This is a genomic window from Streptomyces coelicoflavus, from assembly GCF_045041415.1.
Taxonomy (GTDB): Bacteria; Actinomycetota; Actinomycetes; order Streptomycetales; family Streptomycetaceae; genus Streptomyces; species Streptomyces coelicoflavus.
In genome coordinates, this window is the sequence record NZ_CP108218.1 from 1,515,098 (window position 1) to 1,536,224 (window position 21,127).

Annotated in this window: 22 protein-coding genes; 17 read left to right on the forward strand and 5 right to left on the reverse strand. The window is 74.2% G+C overall.

The features are described 5' to 3' along the window. Positions 1–58 precede the first annotated feature (58 nt). The 3 genes from OHA99_RS06730 to OHA99_RS06740 form a co-directional block, all read right to left on the reverse strand. Positions 59–1,390: a multidrug effflux MFS transporter gene (locus OHA99_RS06730; RefSeq protein WP_164382396.1), complete on the reverse strand. Its 1,332-nt coding sequence runs from the start codon at positions 1,388–1,390 to the stop codon at positions 59–61. Between the two features lie 81 nt (positions 1,391–1,471). Beyond that, a complete protein-coding gene (locus OHA99_RS06735) occupies positions 1,472–1,669 on the reverse strand; it encodes a 4-oxalocrotonate tautomerase family protein (protein WP_164382398.1) in 198 nt (65 codons plus the stop codon). A 196-nt stretch (positions 1,670–1,865) separates the two neighbouring features. Beyond that, positions 1,866–2,756 carry a LysR family transcriptional regulator gene (locus tag OHA99_RS06740; RefSeq protein ID WP_153177307.1) on the reverse strand — a complete coding sequence of 297 codons (891 nt, stop codon included), beginning with the start codon at positions 2,754–2,756 and terminating at the stop codon, positions 1,866–1,868. A 338-nt stretch (positions 2,757–3,094) separates the two neighbouring features. On the opposite strand from OHA99_RS06740, the gene OHA99_RS06745 reads away from it, so the two are divergent. The 10 genes from OHA99_RS06745 (at position 3,095) to OHA99_RS06790 (ending at position 12,053) form a co-directional block, all read left to right on the forward strand. Beyond that, complete coding sequence (locus OHA99_RS06745) at positions 3,095–3,919, forward strand: alpha/beta fold hydrolase (RefSeq protein ID WP_405694681.1); 825 nt, start codon at positions 3,095–3,097, stop codon at positions 3,917–3,919. Next, positions 3,916–5,520, forward strand: a complete 1,605-nt coding sequence (locus OHA99_RS06750) for an amino acid adenylation domain-containing protein (RefSeq protein ID WP_405694683.1) — start codon at positions 3,916–3,918, stop codon at positions 5,518–5,520. The genes OHA99_RS06745 and OHA99_RS06750 overlap by 4 nt, the downstream gene beginning before the upstream one ends. After that, positions 5,517–5,780: an acyl carrier protein gene (locus OHA99_RS06755; protein ID WP_087789116.1), complete on the forward strand. Its 264-nt coding sequence runs from the start codon at positions 5,517–5,519 to the stop codon at positions 5,778–5,780. Before OHA99_RS06750 ends, OHA99_RS06755 begins: the two co-directional genes overlap by 4 nt. Next, the gene (locus OHA99_RS06760) at positions 5,777–6,937 is read left to right on the forward strand and encodes an acyl-CoA dehydrogenase (RefSeq protein WP_366471212.1); all 1,161 of its coding nucleotides are present in this window, start codon (positions 5,777–5,779) and stop codon (positions 6,935–6,937) included. Before OHA99_RS06755 ends, OHA99_RS06760 begins: the two co-directional genes overlap by 4 nt. Before the next feature lie 172 nt (positions 6,938–7,109). Next, positions 7,110–8,297, forward strand: a complete 1,188-nt coding sequence (locus OHA99_RS06765; protein ID WP_405694687.1) for an acyl-CoA dehydrogenase family protein — start codon at positions 7,110–7,112, stop codon at positions 8,295–8,297. Continuing rightward, positions 8,294–8,845, forward strand: coding sequence for a flavin reductase family protein (locus OHA99_RS06770; RefSeq protein WP_405694689.1), 552 nt, complete (start codon positions 8,294–8,296; stop codon positions 8,843–8,845). Before OHA99_RS06765 ends, OHA99_RS06770 begins: the two co-directional genes overlap by 4 nt. 59 nt (positions 8,846–8,904) lie before the next feature. After that, positions 8,905–9,327 (forward strand): aspartate 1-decarboxylase, encoded by a 423-nt coding sequence (gene panD, locus OHA99_RS06775; protein ID WP_087789120.1) that lies wholly within the window; start codon positions 8,905–8,907, stop codon positions 9,325–9,327. After that, the gene (locus OHA99_RS06780; RefSeq protein WP_282882579.1) at positions 9,324–10,058 is read left to right on the forward strand and encodes an SDR family NAD(P)-dependent oxidoreductase; all 735 of its coding nucleotides are present in this window, start codon (positions 9,324–9,326) and stop codon (positions 10,056–10,058) included. Before panD ends, OHA99_RS06780 begins: the two co-directional genes overlap by 4 nt. 61 nt (positions 10,059–10,119) lie before the next feature. Next, positions 10,120–10,932, forward strand: a complete 813-nt coding sequence (locus OHA99_RS06785; protein ID WP_153177313.1) for a phytanoyl-CoA dioxygenase family protein — start codon at positions 10,120–10,122, stop codon at positions 10,930–10,932. Next, positions 10,929–12,053 (forward strand): zinc-binding dehydrogenase, encoded by a 1,125-nt coding sequence (locus OHA99_RS06790; RefSeq protein ID WP_405694692.1) that lies wholly within the window; start codon positions 10,929–10,931, stop codon positions 12,051–12,053. Before OHA99_RS06785 ends, OHA99_RS06790 begins: the two co-directional genes overlap by 4 nt. 58 nt (positions 12,054–12,111) lie before the next feature. On the opposite strand, the gene OHA99_RS06795 is transcribed toward OHA99_RS06790, so the two are convergent. After that, positions 12,112–12,939, reverse strand: coding sequence for a helix-turn-helix domain-containing protein (locus OHA99_RS06795; protein WP_228126077.1), 828 nt, complete (start codon positions 12,937–12,939; stop codon positions 12,112–12,114). Positions 12,940–13,111: 172 nt separating this feature from the next. On the opposite strand from OHA99_RS06795, the gene OHA99_RS06800 reads away from it, so the two are divergent. From OHA99_RS06800 to dacB, 7 genes are all read left to right on the forward strand, one after another. Next, positions 13,112–14,338, forward strand: a complete 1,227-nt coding sequence (locus OHA99_RS06800; protein ID WP_405694694.1) for an MFS transporter — start codon at positions 13,112–13,114, stop codon at positions 14,336–14,338. A gap of 150 nt (positions 14,339–14,488) precedes the next feature. Next, entirely contained in the window at positions 14,489–15,457 is a 969-nt protein-coding gene (locus OHA99_RS06805) for a DUF4129 domain-containing protein (protein ID WP_405694695.1), read from the forward strand. Further along, a complete protein-coding gene (locus OHA99_RS06810; protein WP_405694697.1) occupies positions 15,454–16,059 on the forward strand; it encodes a hypothetical protein in 606 nt (201 codons plus the stop codon). Before OHA99_RS06805 ends, OHA99_RS06810 begins: the two co-directional genes overlap by 4 nt. Then, positions 16,056–17,054: a MoxR family ATPase gene (locus OHA99_RS06815; RefSeq protein ID WP_366471207.1), complete on the forward strand. Its 999-nt coding sequence runs from the start codon at positions 16,056–16,058 to the stop codon at positions 17,052–17,054. Before OHA99_RS06810 ends, OHA99_RS06815 begins: the two co-directional genes overlap by 4 nt. After that, positions 17,051–18,427, forward strand: a complete 1,377-nt coding sequence (locus tag OHA99_RS06820) for a DUF58 domain-containing protein (protein ID WP_405694699.1) — start codon at positions 17,051–17,053, stop codon at positions 18,425–18,427. Before OHA99_RS06815 ends, OHA99_RS06820 begins: the two co-directional genes overlap by 4 nt. Next, on the forward strand, positions 18,424–19,017 hold the full coding sequence (locus tag OHA99_RS06825) for a hypothetical protein (RefSeq protein ID WP_405694701.1): 594 nt from the start codon (positions 18,424–18,426) through the stop codon (positions 19,015–19,017). Before OHA99_RS06820 ends, OHA99_RS06825 begins: the two co-directional genes overlap by 4 nt. 191 nt (positions 19,018–19,208) lie before the next feature. Next, a complete protein-coding gene (dacB, locus tag OHA99_RS06830) occupies positions 19,209–20,564 on the forward strand; it encodes a D-alanyl-D-alanine carboxypeptidase/D-alanyl-D-alanine-endopeptidase (protein ID WP_381502907.1) in 1,356 nt (451 codons plus the stop codon). Positions 20,565–20,629: 65 nt separating this feature from the next. On the opposite strand, the gene OHA99_RS06835 is transcribed toward dacB, so the two are convergent. Further along, positions 20,630–21,073 (reverse strand): ATP-binding protein, encoded by a 444-nt coding sequence (locus tag OHA99_RS06835; protein WP_366471205.1) that lies wholly within the window; start codon positions 21,071–21,073, stop codon positions 20,630–20,632. Between the last annotated feature and the right edge of the window lie 54 nt (positions 21,074–21,127).

Below are 21,127 nucleotides of genomic sequence, written 5' to 3' on the forward strand. Positions count from 1 at the left end.
TCGGGTGGCGGTTCGGTGAGGATTTCGCCGATGCCGCGACGGAACCGGTCCGGTCCTTCTACTCGGCGACGGCCTCCTGAACCTCCTTGGGACGCTCGCCCGCGCCGGTCGCGGCGGTCGCCACCGGCGGGGCGGTCGCGGTGTCGTCGGACCGGGGGCTCCCGGTCGCGCGTCCTTGGGCCGCGAGCCACAGGAACAGGGCGAACAGGACGACGCCCACCGCCGACGCGGCCAGCACGAACCAGCCCAGCGCGAGGAGGTCACCGGCGGGCAGCCTGCTGGTCAGGTAGATGCCGAGCGAGGCGCCGAGCAGTTGCAGCGCACCCATCAGCCCGGACGCCGAGCCGGCCGTCGTGCGGAAGGCCGTCACCCCGGCGCTCATCGACAGCGGGAGCAGGAAGCCGTTGCCGAAGGTCATCACCGGCATGAAGACCAGCACCAGCAGGCCCCACCGCCCGCCCGCGCCGCTCAGTCCCAGCCCGAGCATCAGCAGCGCGCCGGCGAGGAAGAACCCGTGGCCGGCCCACAGCAGTTCGTCGATGCGCCGCCTGCGGACCAGGGCGCGCGAGGTCAGGTTCCCCGCCACGTAGGCGACGGAGACGGTGATGTAGCAGTAACTGGTCGTCTCGGTCGCCAGGCCCATCTTCTGGAAGACCAGCGGCGAGGCGGCCAGGTAGCCGAAGTAACCGCCGTAGGCGACAGCGAGGTTGACGGTGTAGGCCCAGAACAGCGGGCGGGTCAGCAGGCCGGGGTAGCCCTTGAGCGTGGCCGCCAGGTGCTTGCTGCGCCGCTGCGGCGGCAGGCTCTCCGGGATGCGCGCGACCATCACGACCAGCGTCGCCAGCCCGATCAGCGCGGTCACCGCGAACGGCGCCCGCCAGGAGACGTACGAGGTCAGATAGCCGCCGATCAACGGCGCGACGGACGGGGAGACACCCACGATCGGCATGACCGTGGCGAAGGTCCTCGCCGCGTCCTTCTCCTCGTACAGGTCGCTGATCACGGCCCGTCCGAGCACCATGCCGGACCCGGCGCCGAGCGCCTGGAGCAGGCGGCCCGCCCCGAAGACCTCGATGGTGGGGGCCGCCGCGCAGACCAGGGACGCGGCGACGAACAGGCCGAGCCCGAAGACGATGACGCGCTTGCGCCCGTACGCGTCCGAGATCGGACCGTAGACCGCCTGCGAGACGGCGATGCCGATCATGAACGCGCTGAACGTCCACTGCACGGACGCGACCGGGGCACCGAAGGCCTGCGCGGTGTCGGGCACGCCCGGCAGGTTGATGTCGGAGGCGAACAGACCACCGGCGTTCAGCGAGCACAGCACGGCCAGCAGCAGCCCGTAGGACGTCCGCGCGGGTCTCGGTACCGGTGTCGATGCGGTTCTCATGGCGACTCTCTGCGAAGGGGAACGCCGTTCCCGGCGGGAACGAGGGGGACGGTTCCCGGCGGGAACGGCGGCTGCGGGCCGTCAGCTCCTGGCGGCGCGGGCGGCGAGGGTGTCCCCGCCGATCGACCAGCTGTCGGTGGCGATCTCCTGCACCGTCACCCACACGCTCTCCGGCTTGCTGCCGGTGGCGCTCACATAGGCGTCGGTCAGGGCGCGCACCAGCTCGCTCTTCTGCTCGGCGGTCTTGCCGGGGGTCTGCTGCACGTGGATCAGGGGCATGACGTGCTCCGGGGCTCGTTCTGGACTGCGGACGAACGGCGTACGCCCCGGCGCCGTGGGCCGGGGAGTCGCTGTGGTCCAAGTCCAGCACCGGGTGCGGGGCCGTCCAAGACGCAGTTCGCTCTGGCCACGATCACGAATCGTGATGAGACGCCGCTCGGGGGCCGCGGACGCGGCCCCGTGTCCCGGCCGCCGGTCAGGCCGACTGCAACTCCTCGGCGGCGCGCCAGGCGTGGTCGGTGAAGCGGGCGGCCTGGGGGTGGGCACCGTGCGAGGGATAGGTGAGGTAGGCGGGCACGGTGGGTGCGCCGGTCAGCGGCATGATGCGCACGGAGGGGTGCGTGTAGCGGCGGGCGGCGGAGACGGGTGCGGTGCCCACGCCGAGGCCCACGGCGACCTGCTCCAGCCATTCGTCGAAGTTGCGGCACTCGGAGCCGACCACGGGCCGGCTGCCGGCCGGCCACATGTCGGGGAAGGTGGTGCCGCTGACGGTGTTGACGATCAGCGGCAGCCCGGCCAGCTCCGCCCAGTCGAGTTCGCTGCGCTCGGCCAGCTTCCAGCCGGCGGGGACGGCCGCACTGCGCGGCTCCTCGTAGAGGAGGACACCCCGCAGCCCCTTCGGCAGCGGCGTGCTGCGCAGCAGGGCCACGTCCGCCCGGCCGGTGTCGAGTCCGGCCCGGGGGGTGTCGCAGCGGATGAACTCGACCCCGGTGCCGGTCGCCTCCGTGAACCGGGCGGCGAGCCGCGACAGGCCCTCGGGCAGTCCCCAGCTGAACCCGACGCGCAGTGTGTCCCCGTTGCGCAGGTCGGTCAGCGCGGAGTCGAGTTGACGCAGGAGCGGGACGACGGCTTCCCGCAGGGCCTCCCCTTTGCCGGTGAGTTCCGTTCTGCGGGTGGTGCGCTCGAAAAGCCGCACGCCCAAAGACTCCTCAAGTGTCCTGATATTGCGCGTCAGGGTCGGCTGGGCGAGATGCAGCCGGTGTGCGGCGGCCGTGAAACCCCCCTCCTCGGCAACGGCCAGGAAGCAACGGAGGTGACGCAGTTCGACATTCATTCGTTGAGCGTATAGGTGGTTCGGTAACGTCATTTCTCCCACACCTTGCGCGGCGTCTAGTCTTCGTGGTGCCGCCGGGCGGACCGTGCGCTCGACGGCAACGGGGTTACTGTGCAGCGATATTGACGCGCACCGTCAATCGACATGGCGCAAAGATCGACCAAAGGGCGAGTAAAGGCACCGGCGTCCCGGCCGTCCTGCGGACGCGATGTCCGCCACCCCCGATGGTTATTCCCTCAACTATTTCCGTTCGGCTTCCCGGCGCATTGCCGGGGCCTCGGCCGCGTCACCGGGTCCCGGCACGGCGCGCCGTCCGCGCGCCCTGCCCGAATGCCCGCTCCGCCACCGTAAACACTGAGAAGGATTGTGCTGTGCCGGTCATCACCATGCGCAACGGTCCCTTGGAACACGTCGTCATCGACGGCAATTCCGACCTCTCCCCCCTGGTCTTCCTGCACGGCGGACTCGGCTGCCTCGCGGCCTGGGGACGATTCCCCGCCCAGCTCGCCGCCGCCACCGGACGCCGCGCCCTCGTCTACTCCCGCCACGGCCACGGCGGCAGCGGACCCGACCCGCTCCCCCGCACCGACCGCTACATGCACGAGCACGCCCACGAGGTGCTGCCGGAGCTGCTCGACGCGCTGGGCATGCGCCGCCCCGTCCTGGTCGGCCACAGCGACGGCGCCTCCATGGCGCTGCTGCACGCGTCGGCGCACCCGGTACGGGCCGTCGTCGGGATGGGCCCGCACCTGTACTTCGAGGAGGAGAACCGCCGGGGCATCGAGAACGCCCGCGCCTCCTACGCGGCGGGTCCGCTCGCCCGGAAGCTGGCCATGGTGCACGACGACCCCCGAGGGGTGTTCGACCGCTGGAGCGGGGTCTGGCTGTCGCCCGCCTTCCGCGACTGGTCCATCGAGGACGAACTCGACGTCACCGCACCGGTGCTGGCGATCCAGGGCGACGCGGACGAGTACGGCACCCTGGCCCAGGTCGACGCGGTCGAACGCGCGGTGGACGGCCCGTTCGTACGCCTGGTCCCCGAAGGCTGCGACCACTACCCCCATCTGGTCCGGCCCGGACTCGTCGTCGACGCCGTCCGCGGGTTCCTCGCCGAACCCGCCACCTTCGCCGCCGCCGCCCCCTCCGCGCACACCGCGCACACCGACCGGATACCGTCCGCGGGAGCCGGCCGGTGACCGCGACGACCGCGCCCCGCCTCGACGCCCTGCTGGCCCGCGCCGCACGCGACCACCCCGGGCGCACCGCCCTGGAGGGCGCCGGCGAGAGCTGGACGTACGCCCGGCTGGAGCGGGCCGTCGACGCGCTGGCCGCCCGGCTGGCCGCCACCGGCGTCGCCCCCGGCGACCGGATCGGCGTCCACGCGCCCAAGACCCCCGCCACCGTCGTCGCCCTGTACGCGGTGCTGCGGGCCGGCGCGGTGGCCGCACCGCTGGACACCGCGGACCCGCCGGAGCGAACCGCCCGGATGATCCGCAACGCGGGTCTGTCGGCGCTGCTGACCGTCGACCGCACCCTGACCGGGGCCCGCCGGGCCGTGGTCCGCGCCCGCGACGGCCGCACCCGCGACGACGCGCCGGCCACCGCGGAGGCCCTCGACCACGGCCTGCACCTGCTGCGTTGCCTCGGCCCCGACGAGCGGCCCGCGCCACTGCCCCCGCCGGCCGACCGGGGCGGCTACATCCTGTTCACCTCCGGCAGCACCGGCTGGCCCAAGGGCGTCCTGCTCTCGCACGAGAACGTCGCGCACTACGCGCTGTGGGCCGCGCGCGAGTTCGGGCTCACCCCGGACGACCGGATCGGCTCGCAGGCCGCCCTCACCTTCGACCTGACCACCTTCGACCTGTTCAGCGCCGCCGCCGCGGGAGCCTGTACGGTCCTGATGCCGGACCCGTTGCGGGTCTTCCCGCGGGACGTCGTCGCGTGGCTGACCGAACAGCGCGTCACCGCCTTCATGGCCGTACCGTCCCTCTACCACGCCATGCTCCAGCAGGGCGGTGTCGCGGACGCCCCGCCGGCCACCCTGAGGATCGCGGCCTTCGGCGGGGAGCCGTTCGCCCCCGAACTGCTCGAGCGGTACCTGAGGCTGTTCGACGGGGTGCCGTTCTACAACCTGTACGGCCCCACCGAGACCAACGCCTGCACCTACTACCGGGTGCCGGCCGACTGGACGGCCGGCCGGGAACTGCCCATCGGCCGGGGCATCGACGGCGTCCACGTCGACGTGCTCGACGACGAGGGCCGGCCCACGGACGGCGAGGGCGAGATCCACATCGCGGGGCCCGTCGTCTTCCAGGGCTACCTGCGCGGCGGGGCGCCCGAGGACCCCACCGTCACCGCCGTCTTCCGCGACGGCGTCGCCCGCCGCGCCTATGCCAGCGGTGACCTCGGCCGGATGCGGCCCGACGGACAGGTGCTGCTGCGCGGCCGGCGCGACCACCAGGTCAAGCGGCGCGGCCACCGCATCGATCTGATGGACGTGGAGAACGCCGTCCTGGAGCTGGAGCAGGTGGTCACCGCCGCCGTCGTCGCCAAGGAGGGCTCCCACGGCCCGGACGGTCCGGACGGCTCCCGCACCGGGGAGATCTGGGCCTACGCGCAGACGGACGCCACCGAACACGAGGTCCTGGCCGCGCTGCGCGGCGTACTGCCCAAGCGGATGCTGCCCGACCGCGTCGTACCGCTCACCACCCTGCCCACCACCACCAGCGGAAAGGTCGACCGCCGCGCCCTGAGCGGCACGGCCGGCCCCGCGCACCCGGAGGACGTCACCGTATGAACAGCGTCGAAGAACTCTGCGCCCTGATCGGCAGCCGCATCACCTGGGGCCCCGGCGAGGACGCGAGCTCCCTGACCGCCGACACCCCGCTCCTCGAGATGGGCCTGGTCGACTCGCTGGCGATCATGGAGATCGTCGCGGCGCTCGACAAGGAGGCCGGCGTCACCCTGCCCGACACCGAGATCGTCGCCGCCAACTTCCGCAGCCCCAAGGCGTTGTGGGCCGCGATCGAGAGCCTCGCCGTCGAGGGCCGCCCATGAGCGCGACGACCATCGCGGCACCGCGCTCGTGCGCACCGGAGACCGAAGCGGTCGTCGACGCCCACCGGGACCTGGCCGCGCCGGTGGCGGAGCGGATCCGGGACGCGGACTTCACCGCCGGGTGGCGGGCGATGGCGGACCTCGGTGTGCTCCGCCTCGCCCCGCCCGACGCCGCGGCGCCCGGTCCGGTCACCCGCGCGCTCGCCGTGATCGAGGGCATCGGGCTGGCGGGGGTCGACCCGGGCCTGTGCTACGCGCTGGCCTCCCAGGTCTTCGGGATGCAGTTCCCGCTGCGGGCCACGCTCCCGGCAGCGGCCTGGGACGCGGTCGCCGACGTCCAGGACGGCCGGACCCTGCTCTGCCACGCGCTGACCGAACGCGGGGGCGGCAGCGACCCGTTCTCGATGGAGACCCGCGCCGTGCGCGACGCCGACGGCTTCGTGCTCGACGGCGCGAAGACGTTCATCACCGCGGCGCCCGTGGCCGACCGGGCGATCGTCTTCGCCCGTACCGCCCGGGGACGCTCACCGTTCGCGCTGTCGGCGTTCCTCCTTCCCCTCGATCTCCCGGGGGTCCGGCGCGGTGAGACCTTCGCCAAGACCGCGCTGCCGACCGTGCCGATGGGGGAGCTGATCTTCGAGGGCGCCCGGCTGCCCGCGGGCGCGCTGCTCGGCGAGGAGGGTTCCGGGCTGGCGGTGATGGCCTCGACCACCGCCTGGGAGCGCTCCGTCATCCTCGGGTACGCCCTCGGCCCGATGCACCGTCTGCTGACGCGCACCGTCGAGTGGGCCGCCGGACGGGACCACTTCGGCCGGCGCATGGGCGCCAGTCACCAGGTCGCCGCACGCGTCAGTGACATGGCCCTGGCGCTGCACCGCTCCCGCGTCCAGCTGTACGCGATGGCCGCCCGGCTCGACGCCGGCACTCCCGCCCGGCAGCTGGCCGCCGAGGCCGCCCTCACCAAGATCTCCGTGTCCGAGGACTACGTGCGGATGACCGAGCACGCCACCGCGTTGTCCGGAGTCCGGGCCTTCCTGCCCGGCTTCGACCTCGCCGCGGACCTGTCGAGCCCCATGGCGGCCCTCACCTACGCCGGTCCGAACGACCTGCTGCGGGTGGCCGTGGCACGGCAACTCGGCCTGCCCGTCGAGAACTGACGGGACGACGGCCCTTCACCCGTCAACCGGCCGATCGACACCCGACCGGCCGGCATCCGACCGGCCCGACACCCGACCGGCCGGCATCCGACCCGGTCGGCAACCGCCCGATCGAGACCCGACCGGCCGACGACCCACCCACCGGCCGGGAACCGACCCCCCAAGGACATCGATGACGCTGCCGACCCACTTCGACGATCTCCTCAAACTCGCCGCCGACACCGGCTCCGCGATCGCCCCGCTCGCCGCCGGCACCGACACCGCGGACGACGACGGCCACGAGGCCTACCGCGTCCTGCGCGAGTCCGGGCTGCTCGCCCTGCTCGTGCCCCGGGAAGCCGACGGCGCCGGCCTCGGCTTCGGCGACTACTGGCGGGTGCTGGCCGAACTCGGCGCGCACCACGGCGCCGCGGCCCTCGGCTTCAACATGCACCACGTGGTGATCGGCGCGCTCGCCGAAGCCGCCGGGACCCGGCTGTCCCCTGCCGCCGACGCCTTCCGGACCTGGATGCTGGGCGAGGTGGTGGACGGGCGCAAGATGTTCGCCTCCGCCACCTCGGAGGCCGGACGCGGCGCGAAGCTCCGCGGCATGCGGACCCGCTACCGCCGCTCCGACGACGGCACACACTACGTCCTCAACGGCAGGAAGGACTTCGTGTCCCTGGCCGGCGCCGCCGACTACTACGTCGTGGCCGCCGCCGACGGGGACGCCGAGGAGACCGCCGAGGTCTCGCACTTCGTCGTCGCCGCCGACGACCCGGGCGTCGGCTTCGGCCCGGTGCGGCACATGTCGGCGATGTACGGCACCAGCACCGCGCCAATGACGCTGGACGAGGTGATCGTGCCCCGCTCCCGCCTCTACCTCGGCGTCGAGGGCATGTCCCTGTTCAAGGTGGTGCGCGAACCCCACTGGATGTTCGCCGGCTACACCGGCGCCTACCTGGGCATGGCGGAGGCCCTCTACCGGCACACCGTGGACCGTGTCACCGCCGCCCCCGGCCGCGCCGGCTCACCCGTCGTGCAGCAGGAACTGGGCCGGATGTCCGCCCGTCTGCGGGCCGCCCGCGCCCTCGTTCACGAGGCCGGTGACCTGGTCACCGCGGAACGCGGCAGCCTGGAGGCCAACGCCATGGTGCACGCCGCCAAGTACGTCGTGGGCGAGACCGGCCCGCGACTCGCCCAGGACGCGCTCAGGCTGTGCGGCTCGGCCGCCGTCAGCCGCGGTCAGACGCTGGAACGGCTGATCCGCGAGGTCCAGTTCGCGCACGTGATGCCGGCCAAGCCGCACGAGTGCCTGGAGTACCTCGGAAAGGCCGCGACCGGCGTCAACCTCTACGACGCCCGGACCTTCTCGTGGTGACCCCCGCGAGCACCACGGCCTCGATGCCCCCCGCGCCCCGTGCCGAAGACGAACACGCCGTGCCGCACGACGCCTTCCGGGCCCTGATGGGCTCGCACCCCGGCGGGGTCGCCGTCGTCACCACGGCCGACGCGCGGGGCACACCGTACGGCTTCACCTGCACCGCGCTGTGCTCCGTCTCCCTCGATCCGCCGCAGTTGCTGGTGTGCGCGGCGGCCGGCGGAAGCACCCTGCCCGTCCTCGCCGCCCGCGGGGCCTTCACCGTCAACCTCCTGCACGGCAGCGGGCGACGCGCCGCCCAGGCGTTCGCCGGTCCGGCCGCCGAGCGGTTCACCACCGTCCCCTGGCGGCCCGGGCTGCTCACCGGACTGCCGGTACTGCCGCAGGACGCCCACGCGACCGCCGAGTGCCGCGTCGCGCGGACGGTCCCGGCCGGCGACCACACCATCGTGATCGGCGAGGTCCTGCACACCGAGACCCACGTCCCGGCCGCCGAGGCCGCGCCCCTGCTGTACGGCATGCGCCGCTACGCGACCTGGCCGGTCTGACCCGGCCTCCCCGGCCCGCACCGTTCCGTCCGTCTCCCCCGCCCCGTGAAGGAGTCCGCATGTACCGCACCCTGATGAAGTCGAAGATCCACCGCGCCACCGTCACCCAGGCCGACCTGCACTACGTCGGCTCGGTCACCGTCGACTCCGACCTCATGCACGCCGCCGGCCTGCTCCCCGGCGAGAAGGTCGACATCGTCGACATCGACAACGGCGCCCGGCTGTCCACGTACGTCATCGAGGGCCCGGCCGGCACCGGCGTCCTCGGCATCAACGGAGCCGCAGCCCGGCTCATCAGCCCCGGCGACCTCGTCATCCTCATCGCCTACGCCGCCATGACCGACGAGGAGGCCGCCTCCTTCGTCCCCGACGTCGTGTTCGTCGACGAGCACAACGCCGTCGCCGGCCTGGGCTCGGACCCGGCCGAGGTGCCCGCGGGCTCGGGTCTCAAGCGCGGCGACCTCGTCGCCGAGGTGTCATGACCCTCGCCGTGGTCAGCGGCGGCACCCGCGGCATCGGACGGGCGCTGAGCCTCCGGCTCGCCGCCCTCGGCCACCGGGTGGTCGCCCTCTACCGCGGTGACGACGACGCCGCGCGGCGGACCGAGAAGGCCGGTGACGGCCGGATCGAGGCGCTGCGCTGCGACCTGGCCCGGCCGCAGGAGGTCCGGGCGGTCTGCGCGTCGCTCACCACCCGCCACGGGGCACCCTCCGTGCTCGTCAACAACGCCGGTGTCAACCGCGACCGACCGTTCCTGTCGATGACCGACCGGGACTGGGACACGGTCCTGGCCACCAACCTCTCCGGCCCCTTCCACCTGACCCGCGCACTGGCCCCCGCGATGGTGGAGGCCGGCGGGGGCAGCGTCGTCAACGTCGCCTCCACCACGGCCATCCGGCCCCGCGCCGACGGCGCCAACTACTGCGCGAGCAAGGCGGGCCTGCTCCAGCTCACCAGGTGCCTGGCCCTCGAACTCGCCCCGCACGTCCGGGTCAACGCCCTGCTGCCCGGGTTCACCGACACCGAGGAGGTGACCGAGCGCTACCGCCTGGACGACCCGGAACGGCTCGGCGCCGTCCTGGACACCATTCCGCGCGGCAGGCTCGGCACGGCCGAGGACATGGCCGACGCCCTGGAGTTCCTGGTGAGCGCGCACAGCGGCTACGTCAGCGGGCAGCAACTCGTCGTCGACGGCGGCCACTTCATGGGATGACCTCCGCATCGTCCCCCGTCCCCCCGTCCTCCGTCCCCCGACCAACCAGGAGAAGAAGCGCATGCGACTGACCCAGCAACAGGCCGCCGAGTACCACGAGCGCGGCTTCCTCATGCTCGAATCCCTCCTCGACGCTCAGGAGGTGGAGACACTGCGCGCCGCCTTCGAGCGCGACGCGAAGGTCCCCGGGCCGCAGGTGGTGACCGAGGACGGCGGCACGGAGGTCCGCGCCGTCTACTCCTCGCACCAGCGGCAGCAGGAGTACGCCGGACTGGTCCGCGACCCGCGGATCCTGGCACCGGTGCGTCAACTGCTCTGCGACGACGTCTACGTCTACCAGTTCAAGATCAATGCCAAACCGCCTTTCGGCGGCGACAAGTGGGCCTGGCACCAGGACTTCCTGGCGTGGCGCATCGCCGACGGTCTGCCCGCCCCGCGCCAGGTCAACATCGGCGTCTTCCTGGACGACGTCACCGAGTTCAACGGCCCGGTCATCTTCCTGCCCGGCTCGCACCGGCGCGGACTGGTCCGGGAGGGCCGGTCGGCGTCCGCCAGGTCCGAGCAGCACCTCGACCCGGACGACATATCGCTGTCGCCGGGGCAGCTCGCGGAGTACGTGGACCGCCACGGCATGACCAGCCCGAAGGGTCCGGCCGGCTCCGTCGTGCTGTTCTCCCCGGAGATCGTGCACGGCTCGTCCCCCAACATGTCGCCGTTCGCACGCCGGCTGCTGATCGCCACCTACAACGACACCGGGAACCTTCCGCGGCCGGAGGGCGAGCCCCGTCCGGACTACGTGGTGTGCCGGGACACCGCGCCGCTGCGCCCGCTGGCGGCCCCGTTCTCCCAGGTGCCGTGCGCGGTGGCGTCGTGACCGCCCGCGCCGCGACGTCCGCCGCCACCGGACGCGCCGTCGTCCTGGAGGAGTTCGGCAGGCCGCTGTCGCTGCGGACGTTCCCGTTGCCCGGGCCGCCCGCCGGCGGCATGGTCGTGGCCTGCGGCTACGGCGGTGTCTGCGGGACCGACCTGCACCTGTGCCAGGGCCACCTGGACATCCCGGTCCCCCTCGTCCTGGGCCACGAGGGACTGGGTGTCGTACGGGAGCTGGGGCCCGGCACCGACCGGGACGCCGCCGGGACACCACTGGCGGCCGGTGACACGGTGATGTGGGCCTCCTCCATCTCCTGCGGGGTCTGCCCGCCCTGCCGGCTGCACCGTGAGCCGACCCTGTGCGAGCGGCGCCGCACCTACGGCGTGAACCGGGCCCTGGCCGACGGGCCGGAGCTGTCCGGGGCCTGGGCCGACCACATCGTGCTCCAGCCGGGCACCGCCGTGATCAAGGTGCCCGACGGCACGGACCCGCTGGCCGCCATGTCGCTGGCCTGCGCCGGGCCCACCGTGGCGCACGCGCTGTTCGAGAGGCGGCCGGTGCGGCTCGGGGAGACCGTGGTGGTGCAGGGCAGCGGTCCGGTGGGGCTGGCGGCCGCCGCCTTCGCGCAGCTGGCCGGGGCCGCGAAGGTGGTGGTCGTCGGTGGCCCGGCCGGCCGGCTGGAGCGGGCCGCCGACGCCGGTATCGGTGACGTCCACCTGGACATCGCGGGTGCCGACGACCCCGCGGAGGTCCTGCGTCGGGCGCGGGCCGCGGTGGGCGGGGACGGCGCCGACCTGGTGATCGAGTGCGCCGGTGTGCCGGCCGCCGTCGGCCAGGGCCTGGGCCTGGCGCGCCGGGGCGGCAGCTACCTCGTCATCGGCCAGTACACCGACGCCGGGGACACCACGCTCAACCCGCACCAGATCGTCCACCGGCAACTCGACGTGGTCGGTTCCTGGGCCTTCACCGGTGCCCATCTCGTCGAGTACGTGCGGCTGCTGCCCGCCCTCACCGGCCGGTTCGGCCTGGCTGGGCTGGTGACGCCGTTCCCGCTGGAACGGCACGCCGACGCGCTCGACGCGGTCGCCGACGGGTCGGTGATCAAGGCCGTACTCACGTCCTGACGCCGCCCGTCCCGGTGCACCCGACGGCCCGGCAGCCGCCCCCCGCGCGGCCGGGCCGTCACCGCTGCCCTGCGAGCAGCTCCAGCCCCTCCTCCGTCGCCCGGTCGTCGGGCAGGTAGGCCAGCAGGTGGTGGCCGGGCTCGTCCACGGCAGCGAGTTTGACGTACCGCAGGCGGAGATCACCGGCCACCGGGTGCCGGAAATGGCGGACGGCGGGGTGGAACGCCGCCGTCTCCCGGCGGCCGTACCAGCGGGCGGCGTCCGGGTCGTGCAGCAGCTCCCCGGTGATCTCGGCGTACCGGCCGTCCTGCGGGTGCCGGGCCGCCTTCGCCCGGAACTGGCCGAGCAGACTCCGCGCCTCGGACTCCCAACTGGCCAGCAGCGTACGGGCGGGCGGCCAGCGGAACACCAGCCACAGCAGGTTGCGCTGCTTGGGCGCCAGCCGCGCCAGGTCGGTCAGCAGTCCCGAGTAGCCCGCGTTCCAGGCCAGCAGGTCCCAGTGCGGGTCGAGCACTGCGGCCGGATGCGGTGCCAGCGACTCGACCAGCGACAGCAGGTTCGGCGACACCCATCCCGGCGGCGGCCCGGCCGGCGCGGCCCGTTCGACGAAGGACAGCACGTGCGCGGTTTCGTCGGCGTTCAGCCGCAGGGCCCGCGCCAACGACCGCAGCACCTGCTCCGACGTACGGACCCGGCCCTGCTCCAGCCAGGCGTACCAGGACGCGCTGACGCCGGCCAGCCCGGCGACCTCCTCGCGCCGCAGGCCCGGGGTGCGCCGTCGCGGTGAGCCGGGCAGCCCCACGTCGGCCGGCCCGAGCCGCTCCCGGCGGGAGCGCAGGAAGGCTCCCAGCTCGCGCCGCGGGTCGCCGGCTCCCCCGCCGTTCACGTCCTCGGTCCTCCTCGGTTCTCCCCGCGCCACCGGCCCGGGCCGGCGCGACGCACCGCGCCCCAGGCTGTGAGCAAGGGTAATCGGCTGCGGGGCCGGGCGGGCCGGCCGCGGTGATGAGCTGGACAGGCCGGTCGGACCGTCCGGCGACCACCACCCGAGGAGCACTCCCATGGACCCGGCCGACTCGTCACCGACCACCTCCGCACCGCCTCCGGCCGGCCCCGCCGACCCGGCCTCCGCGCGCCCGGCGGCGCCCATGCCCGCGGCCACCCTGCGGCTCCTGCGCACGGCCGGGTTCGTCAGCAACTTCGACCGGTTCTGCATCACCCCCATGCTGCTGGTCATCGGCACCCGGCTCGGCGTCCCGCTGACCACGGTCATGCTCGCCGCCAGCGGCTACTTCCTCGCCTACGGCCTGATGCAGCCGGTCTGGGGCCTGGCGAGCGACCGGTTGGGCCGGGTGCGGGTCATGCGGATCTCCCTGGCCGGGGCCGCCGTCGCCGCGCTCGCCTCGGTGCTGGCGCCCGGCGCGACGGTGCTGATCGTGGCGCGCGTCGTGGCCGGGGCGTGCTTCGCCGCGTCCATCGCCGCGTCCATCACCTACGTCGGCGACACGGTGCCCGCCGCGGTACGCCAGCGGCCGCTCAGCGAGCTGATGACCGCCTTCGCGCTGGGCACCGCCGTGGCCACCGTCGTCGCCGGGGTACTGGCCCACTACGCGAGCTGGCGCGTGGTCTTCGCCCTGCCGGGCCTGATCGCCGCCTATCTGGTCGTCGCCCTGCGCCGGCTGCCGGAACCGCCGCGCGCGGAGCCCGGCGCGCTGTTCGCCCCCTTCGCCGTCGTCCTGCGCTCCCGCTGGCAGTGGTACGTCATGGCCGTCGCGCTGTTCGAGGGCGCCGTGCTGCTGGGCTTCCTCACGTACCTCGCGCCGGCGCTGGAGGCCCAGGGTGCCTCGGCCGCCCTGGCCGGTGCGGTGACCGCGCTGTACGGCGTGGGCTCGATGGCCGCGGCGCAGCTGGTCAAGCGGCTGGTCGGGCGGTGGACGCCGGTCCGGCTGATCGTGGCCGGCGGGGTGCAGATGACGGTGGCGTTCGGCTGTGCCGCGGCCGACCGGTCGGTGCCCGCGCTGGTGGTGTGCGCCCTGCTGCTGGGCGGCGGCTGGTCGTTCATGCACTCCACGATCCAGTCCTGGGCCACCGTGCTGTCCCCGGCGGCCCGTGCGACCGGGGTCGCGATGTTCGGGGTGGCCCTCTACGTCGGCAGTGCCCTGGCCAGCGCCGTCGCCGCCGGTCCCGCGGAACGCCACGCCTACCACGGCCTGTTCCTCACCGCGGCGGTGCTCACCGTCCCGCTGACGGTGGCCGCCGCCGTGGGCCGCGCCCGCTACCGGGGCTGACCGGCACGGGCCGCCGCCGGGAGCGCCGCGGTCGATCGCCTCGGCCGCGGAGGCGCTGCCCCGGGAGGCCGGTGCGGCATGTGCCAAGATGGCGCTGAACAGGCGTTCGGGGGCGACGGGTTCGACGGGGCAGCGGGGGGAGCGAACGGCATGGGTCGGGGCGGGCGGACCGGACACCGCGCGGCGCCGGGGGCGGTGGTCGCCGTCGGAGTCGTCGGTGCCCTGGCGGTCGCGGCGCTCGCGCTGCGGCCCGCGGAGGGGCTGCTGCACTCCGGCCGGGGGCCGCTCGGCCAGTGGGGCATCGTCGCGATCGGGGCGTCCGCCGCCTGGACGGCGGGGGTCTGGACGGCCGTCCGGCGCCTTCGCCCCCGGTTCGGCGCGGAGCGCATGGACCTGCCGCCGGTCGAGGAACGGCTGCGGGAGGCCGCCGCGCCCCTGCTGCTCTCCGCGACGGCCGTCGTCGGCGTACTGGCCCTGGTCCTGCACCGGTTCTCCACCGGCGACGGCACGCCCGGCCCGCCGCCGCCCCTGGCGACGGAGCCGGTCCCCGAACCGACGTTCGCCACTCCCCCGCCCCAGGAGCGCCCGCCCGGTTCGGGGGACCATTCCTCCCTGCCGCTGCGTCTCGTGCTCGTCGTGCTGGCCGCGGTCGTCGTCGTGCTCGTCGTGGTGGCCGTCGTACGGCGGCTGCGCAGGTACCGGCTGAGCCTGCCGTACCGTCCGGGCCCGTTGGGGAGCACCGAGCCGCAGGACGACGACGCGCGACTGCTGCTGTCCGCCGTGCACTCGGGCCGCCGCGCCCTGGCCGGCACCGACGACGACGCCCGGGCCGCCGTCATCGCCTGTTACGCCGCGATGGAGGACGCCCTCGCCGCGTCCGGTGTGCGGCGGCAGGCCTCCGACAGTCCGGCCGACCTGCTCACCCGTGCCGCCGACGCGGGCTTCGCCCCGGGCCCGGCAGGGCCGCGCCTCACCGCCCTCTTCCGCGAGGCCCGTTACTCCTCGCACCCGATGGACGGCGCGCACCGGGCGGCCGCGGCCGCCGCGCTGGAGGAGATCGCGTCCCTGCTCGGGGACCGGGCACCGGACCCGGTCCGGGACGGGGAGGCCGAGCGGTGAACCGGTTCCTGGAGGACGGTCCGGGGCAGGACATGCTGACGCTGTCCCGGCTGGGGCTGCTGGGCGGCGCGGTCGCCGGCTCGGGCCTGCTGCTCGTCCTGCTCCTCGACGGCCCCGCGGCGGCCGGTGCGCTGGTGGCGCTGATCGTCGCCGTGGCCGTGCTCGTCGTCCGGTACGTCACCGGGGCGGGCGCGGTCGACTCCGCGTACCGGGACGAGGTGCGGCTGTTGCGGACCCGGGCCCCGGGCATGGGCGAGTGGCGGCGCAACGTCAAGACTTCCACCGGACCCGACGGCGCCCTGTACTACCGCGCGGTGCTCCGCATCGAACTGCGCCGCCTGTACGCCGCCGCGCTCGCCGAGCACCACCACGTGTCCCTGGAGCACCAGCCCGAGCGGGCCGCCGAGTTGGTCGGCCCCGAGCTGTGGCCGTGGCTGGGGCCCGTGCCGCCGGACAGCGGCCCCGGGGGCGCGGTACCCGTCGAGGTACTGCGCCGCCTCGTCGACCGCCTCGTAGCCCTCGGCGCACCCCGCGACCACGCCCCGACCCGCACCCGCACCCGCACCCGCACCTCCCGTACCGGTAAGGACCAAGCGAAGTGACGACTACCTCCACGCCCCCGCTCCGCACCGCCGAGCAGGTCGGCGAGCAGGCCGGTGCCGTACTGCGCGAGATCGGCCGTGCCGTCGTCGGCAAGCAGGACGCCCTCGAGCAGGTGATGCTGGCCGTGCTGGCGGGCGGTCACGTCCTCGTCGAGGACCTGCCCGGTCTCGGCAAGACGCTCCTCGCCCGCTCCTTCGCCACCACCCTCGGTCTGGACTTCCGCCGCATCCAGTTCACGCCCGACCTGCTGCCCTCCGACGTCACCGGGACGCCGCTGTACGACCAGCGCACCGGCGAGATGGTGTTCCACCCGGGCCCGGTCTTCACCCACCTCCTGCTCGCCGACGAGATCAACCGGACGCCGCCCAAGACGCAGGCCGCGCTGCTGGAGGCGATGGCCGAGTCGCAGGTGACCGTGGACGGCGAGACCCGGCCGCTCGCCGACCCGTTCCTCGTGATCGCGACCGCCAACCCGGTGGAGTACGAGGGCACCTACTCGCTGCCCGAGGCCCAGCTCGACCGGTTCCAACTGCGCGTGCGGATGGGGTACCTGACCGCCCCGGAGGAGCTGGCGATGCTGCGGGCCCGCATCGACCGGGCCGCGCCCGAGGCCGTACTCGAAAGGCTGGCGGGACCGGAGGACGTGCTGGCGTGGCGGGCGGTCGTCGAGGGGGTGGAGATCGACGACGACCTGCTGGAGTACGCCGTCGCGCTCGTCGGCGCGACCCGCGGCCACCCCCAGATCAGCATCGGCTCCTCGCCGCGCGGCGGACTCGCCCTGGTCCAGCTCGCCCGCGCCCGCGCCGTGCTCGACGGCCGCGACTACGTCGTCCCGGAGGACATCAAGGACCTCGCGGTGCCCGCGCTGGCCCACCGGGTGTCGCTGCGACCCGAGTTGTGGGTGCGCGAGCTGTCCACGGACGACGTGCTGCGCGAGCTGGTCGACAGCGTCGGTACGCCGACGACACGGCGTACGGCCTCGGTGCCGTCGTGACCCCGTCCGCACCGGGGACGGTACCGGAGGCGGTACCGGCACCGGATCCCCGGCCGGACGCGCTGGTGGACCGCGCCCTGGAGGGCCGCACCGCGCCGACGCCCCCGCCGCCCCGGCCGGCCGGGGGTCCGCGTCCGGGCGAGCGCACGCTGCGCCTGCTGACCGTGGCCGCCGTGGCGCTGGCCGCCGCCCTGCTCACCGGCCGGGGCTGGCTGCTCGCACTCGCGGCGGCGCCGCTGGTCCTGCTCGCGCTGGCGCTGCCCCGCGCCCCCGCCCGCCGCGTCGAGACGTCGGTGACCGTCGAGCCTAGGCGCTGCTTCGAGGGTGACACGGTCACCGTCCGCGTCGAGGTGGCCCACGACGGCAACGCCGTGCGCCTCGACCCGGGCGTCACGCTCGGTCCCGGCCTGCGCCTCGACGAGGTGGCCGTCGGCCGGTCCTCGGTGACGCTGCGTCATACGGCGTCGACCTGGGGCCGCTGGTCGCTCGGCCCGGTGGACCTCGACGTGTACGACCCCGGCGGCACCGTGCGCCGCACCGTGCGGGTCGAGGCCCCCGACGTGTCGGTGTTCCCGCACGCCGCACAGGCGAGGTTCACCCCGATCCCGGTACGGCTGCCGCAGCGGCTCGGCGAGCACGCCTCGCCGCAGCCCGGGGAGGGCGTCGAGGTCGTCGGGGTGGGGCCCTGGGTTCCCGGGGAGCGGCAACGGCGCATCCACTGGCCGTCGACGACCCGGCGCGACGCCGTGCAGCTGCACCGGTTCGCCGCCGAGCGGGCCGCCGACACCGTGATGCTGCTCGACGCGTTCGGGGACGTCGTCGACCCGGTGACCGGGCTGTCCTCCCTGGACGAGACGGTACGCGCCGCCGCCGGACTCACCCGGGCCTATCTGCGCGCCCATGACCGGGTGGGGGTCGTCTCGACCGGCGGCACCACCCGCTGGCTGACGCCGGGCACCGGGGACGCGGCGTTCTACCGCATCGTCGAGAGCGTCCTCGACGTCCGCAAGGACCGCACCTTCGGCGGTGACGGGCTGGAGCGGGTCCCGCCGCCCGCGCTGCCGGAGGGCGCCCTCGTGTACGTGTTCACCCCGCTCAGCGACGCACGGATCCTGTCGGTGCTGCGGGACGTCCAGGCGCGCGGGCGCCGCCCGGTCGTCGTGGAGATCCCGAGCGGCGACCCGCGGGTGGAACCCGGGGACGAGACGGGCGAGTTGGGCCTGCGGCTGTGGCGCGCGGAGCGCGACGCGATGCGGTTCGCCCTGCGGGACAGCGGGGTGCCGGTGCTCCGCCACACGGCGGGCGAGTCGTTGGATCTGGCGCTGGCGCCGCTGCTGTCGGGGCGGGTCGGCGGAAGGGGGCGCGCGGGATGACGGCGCTGGAGTCCCGGGTGGGCCTTCGGGAGTACCTGGGGTACTGGATCGGCACCGTGCCGGTGCGGGTGATCGCGGTGGCTGCCGTGGTGCTGGCGTGGCGGCCGTGGGCGACGGTGACCACGGCGGGTCAGGCGGTGCCGCTCGTCGGCGCGATCGCCTTCGCGGCGTGGGCGGCTCCTTCGCTCGACCGGCGGCCGTCGGTGGCGGCCGGCTGGTCCGCCCGGCTGCTGCGCCACCGGACGACGCTGCTCGCGGCGGGCGTGGTGGTGGTCGCGGCGTTCGGCGATCCGGCCTGGTGGGAGGCCGGCTGCGTGGTCGTACTGCTGGTCGCCTACCTGGTGACGAGTGAGACGTGGCCGTGGCGGTGGGGCCGCGGGACCGCACGTGCGTGGTTCGAGGCGCTGGCGGCCTGCGCGGGAGCGGGCGTCGTGGCGGCCGCCGCCGCGGTGCCGGTGAGCGGGACCGGCTCCGGGCTCGGACGGCTGATCGCCGCCGGGGCGGTGGCGGCCCTCACGGTGGCCGGTGGCTGGGCGGTGCGGGCGCGGTGGCGCGGCGATGCCCCGGAATCCGGTGTCCCGGCGCCCTGAAGGGCAGCGGCACTGCCCGTCCGGCGCCGGGGGATCCCCTTTCACGCGATCCCCTGGACAGCCGTTCCGCGATTCGGTCGCAGGACTTTCACATCCCGTCAGTTTCCGTCCGTGCCCTTCATATGGCGCTGGTAGCGTGCCCAGCGCTTCACCCCCACAGAACGAAGTAACCGATCTTTGGATTTCACTTCATGACTGGTACGCCGGACGAGACCCCCACGCACACATTCGCCCCCGGCGGGCGGCGCAGGCACCGCAAAGCAAGAGTGAGCCGCGTCGGCGCACGCCGGGCCCTCGTGCTCGCGATGGCCGTGCCCGTGGCCTCCGCCACGCTGGCCGGGACCTCCGCCTTCGCCGCCGACGGCAGCGCCCCGCAGCAGCAGGGCATCTCGGTCGACGACCTCGCCGCCGACGACGCGCAGCTGGTCGAGAACCTCAACGAGCGCCTCGCCGACGAGCGTCTGGGCAACGATGTCAGCGGCGTCGTGCTCGACGCCGACTCGGACACCGCCCTGTGGGACCACAACGGCTCCACCGCCCTCATGCCGGCCTCCAACGCCAAGCTCGCCACGGCCACCACGGCCCTGACGCTGCTGGGCGCCAACCACGAGTTCACCACCAAGGTCGTGTACGGCGAGGGCACCCTCACCCTCGTCGGCGGCGGTGACCGCACCCTCACGGGCGACGACGTCGCCGAGCTGGCCAGGACCGCCGCCGACGGCCTCAAGGCGGCCGGCCGCACCGACGTCCAGGTCCGGGTGGACGACAGCCTGTTCGCCGACCCGAGCCTCGCCGAGGGCTGGAACGAGGGCTACTACCCCACCGAGGTCGCGCCGGTCCGCTCCCTCGTCGTCGACGGTGCCGCCGTCCAGGACACCTCGATCGACGCGGGCAAGGTCTTCGCGAAGAAGCTCGCCGCGCAGGGCATCACGGTCGAGGGCGAGGTGTCGCGCACGACGGCGAAGCAGTCCGACGTGCCGGTGGCCCAGCACAAGTCGGCGCCTCTGTCGGACATCGTCAAGAAGATGCTCAAGACCAGCGACAACAACATCGCCGAGACCCTGCTCCGCATGTCGGCCGTGGAGCTGGGCAAGCCGGGCACCTTCGAGGCCGGCACCGCGCTGGTCCGCCAGGTGCTCAGCTCGTACGGCATCTCCCTCGACAACTTCGAGATGCACGACGGCAGCGGCCTCTCCCGCGCCGACCGCATCCCGGCCGCGACCCTCGCGCAGCTCCTCGACGCGATCACGGAGTCCCCCGCCCTGGGCTCGATCCTGGAGGGCCTGCCGGTCTCCGGCGAGGCCGGTGCCAGCCTCGGCCCGGAGTGGGGCCGCTTCGACGACCCCAACTCCGAGTGCGCCGTCGGCAAGGTGCACGCGAAGACCGGCACGCTGACGGGCGCCATCGCCCTGAGCGGCGTCACCCGGACCGACGACGGCGACTGGCGGATCTTCTCCTTCATCGAGAACAACTCGACGGCCGACCCGAGCGACATCAAGGACGCGATGGACGGGCTCGCCGCGACCGTGAACGGCTGCTGGGCCTGACGCGTCGCACGTGACGGAGCGTGGAGATCCGGTGAAGGCCCCCGAGGGCAGACGGGTGTGCCCCGTCAGTCCGCCGGGACGCCGTACTCGAACCACACGGCCTTGCCGGGCTCCCGCTCCGTCACGCCCCACTTGTCCGCCAGCTCCGACACCAGCAGCAGCCCGCGCCCGCCCTCGTCCGACCCGCCGGATTCCAGCGGCACCGCCGGCACACCGTCCCCGCTGTCGTGGACCTCGACGCGTACACCGTCCCCGCAGGGCAGCAGCCACAGCCGCAGCAGGAAGCCCCGGCCGGGCGGTACGCCGTGCAGCAGGGCGTTGGTCGCCAGTTCGCTGACGCACAGCACCACGTCGTCCGCGCGCCCGCGCACGCCCCAGTCCGCGAGCGTCTCCCTCGCGAACGCCCGCGCGGCGGGGACGGACCGGCGCTCGCGGCGGTAGAGGCGTTCGCGTGGGGACGAGGGTGGAGTTTCACTGTTCACGTGACGAGGGTCACGCTCCGTGGTCATGATGGGACAGTGCGCATGGCCGTACATCCGGGCTGTACGGGTGCGCGTTGGTGA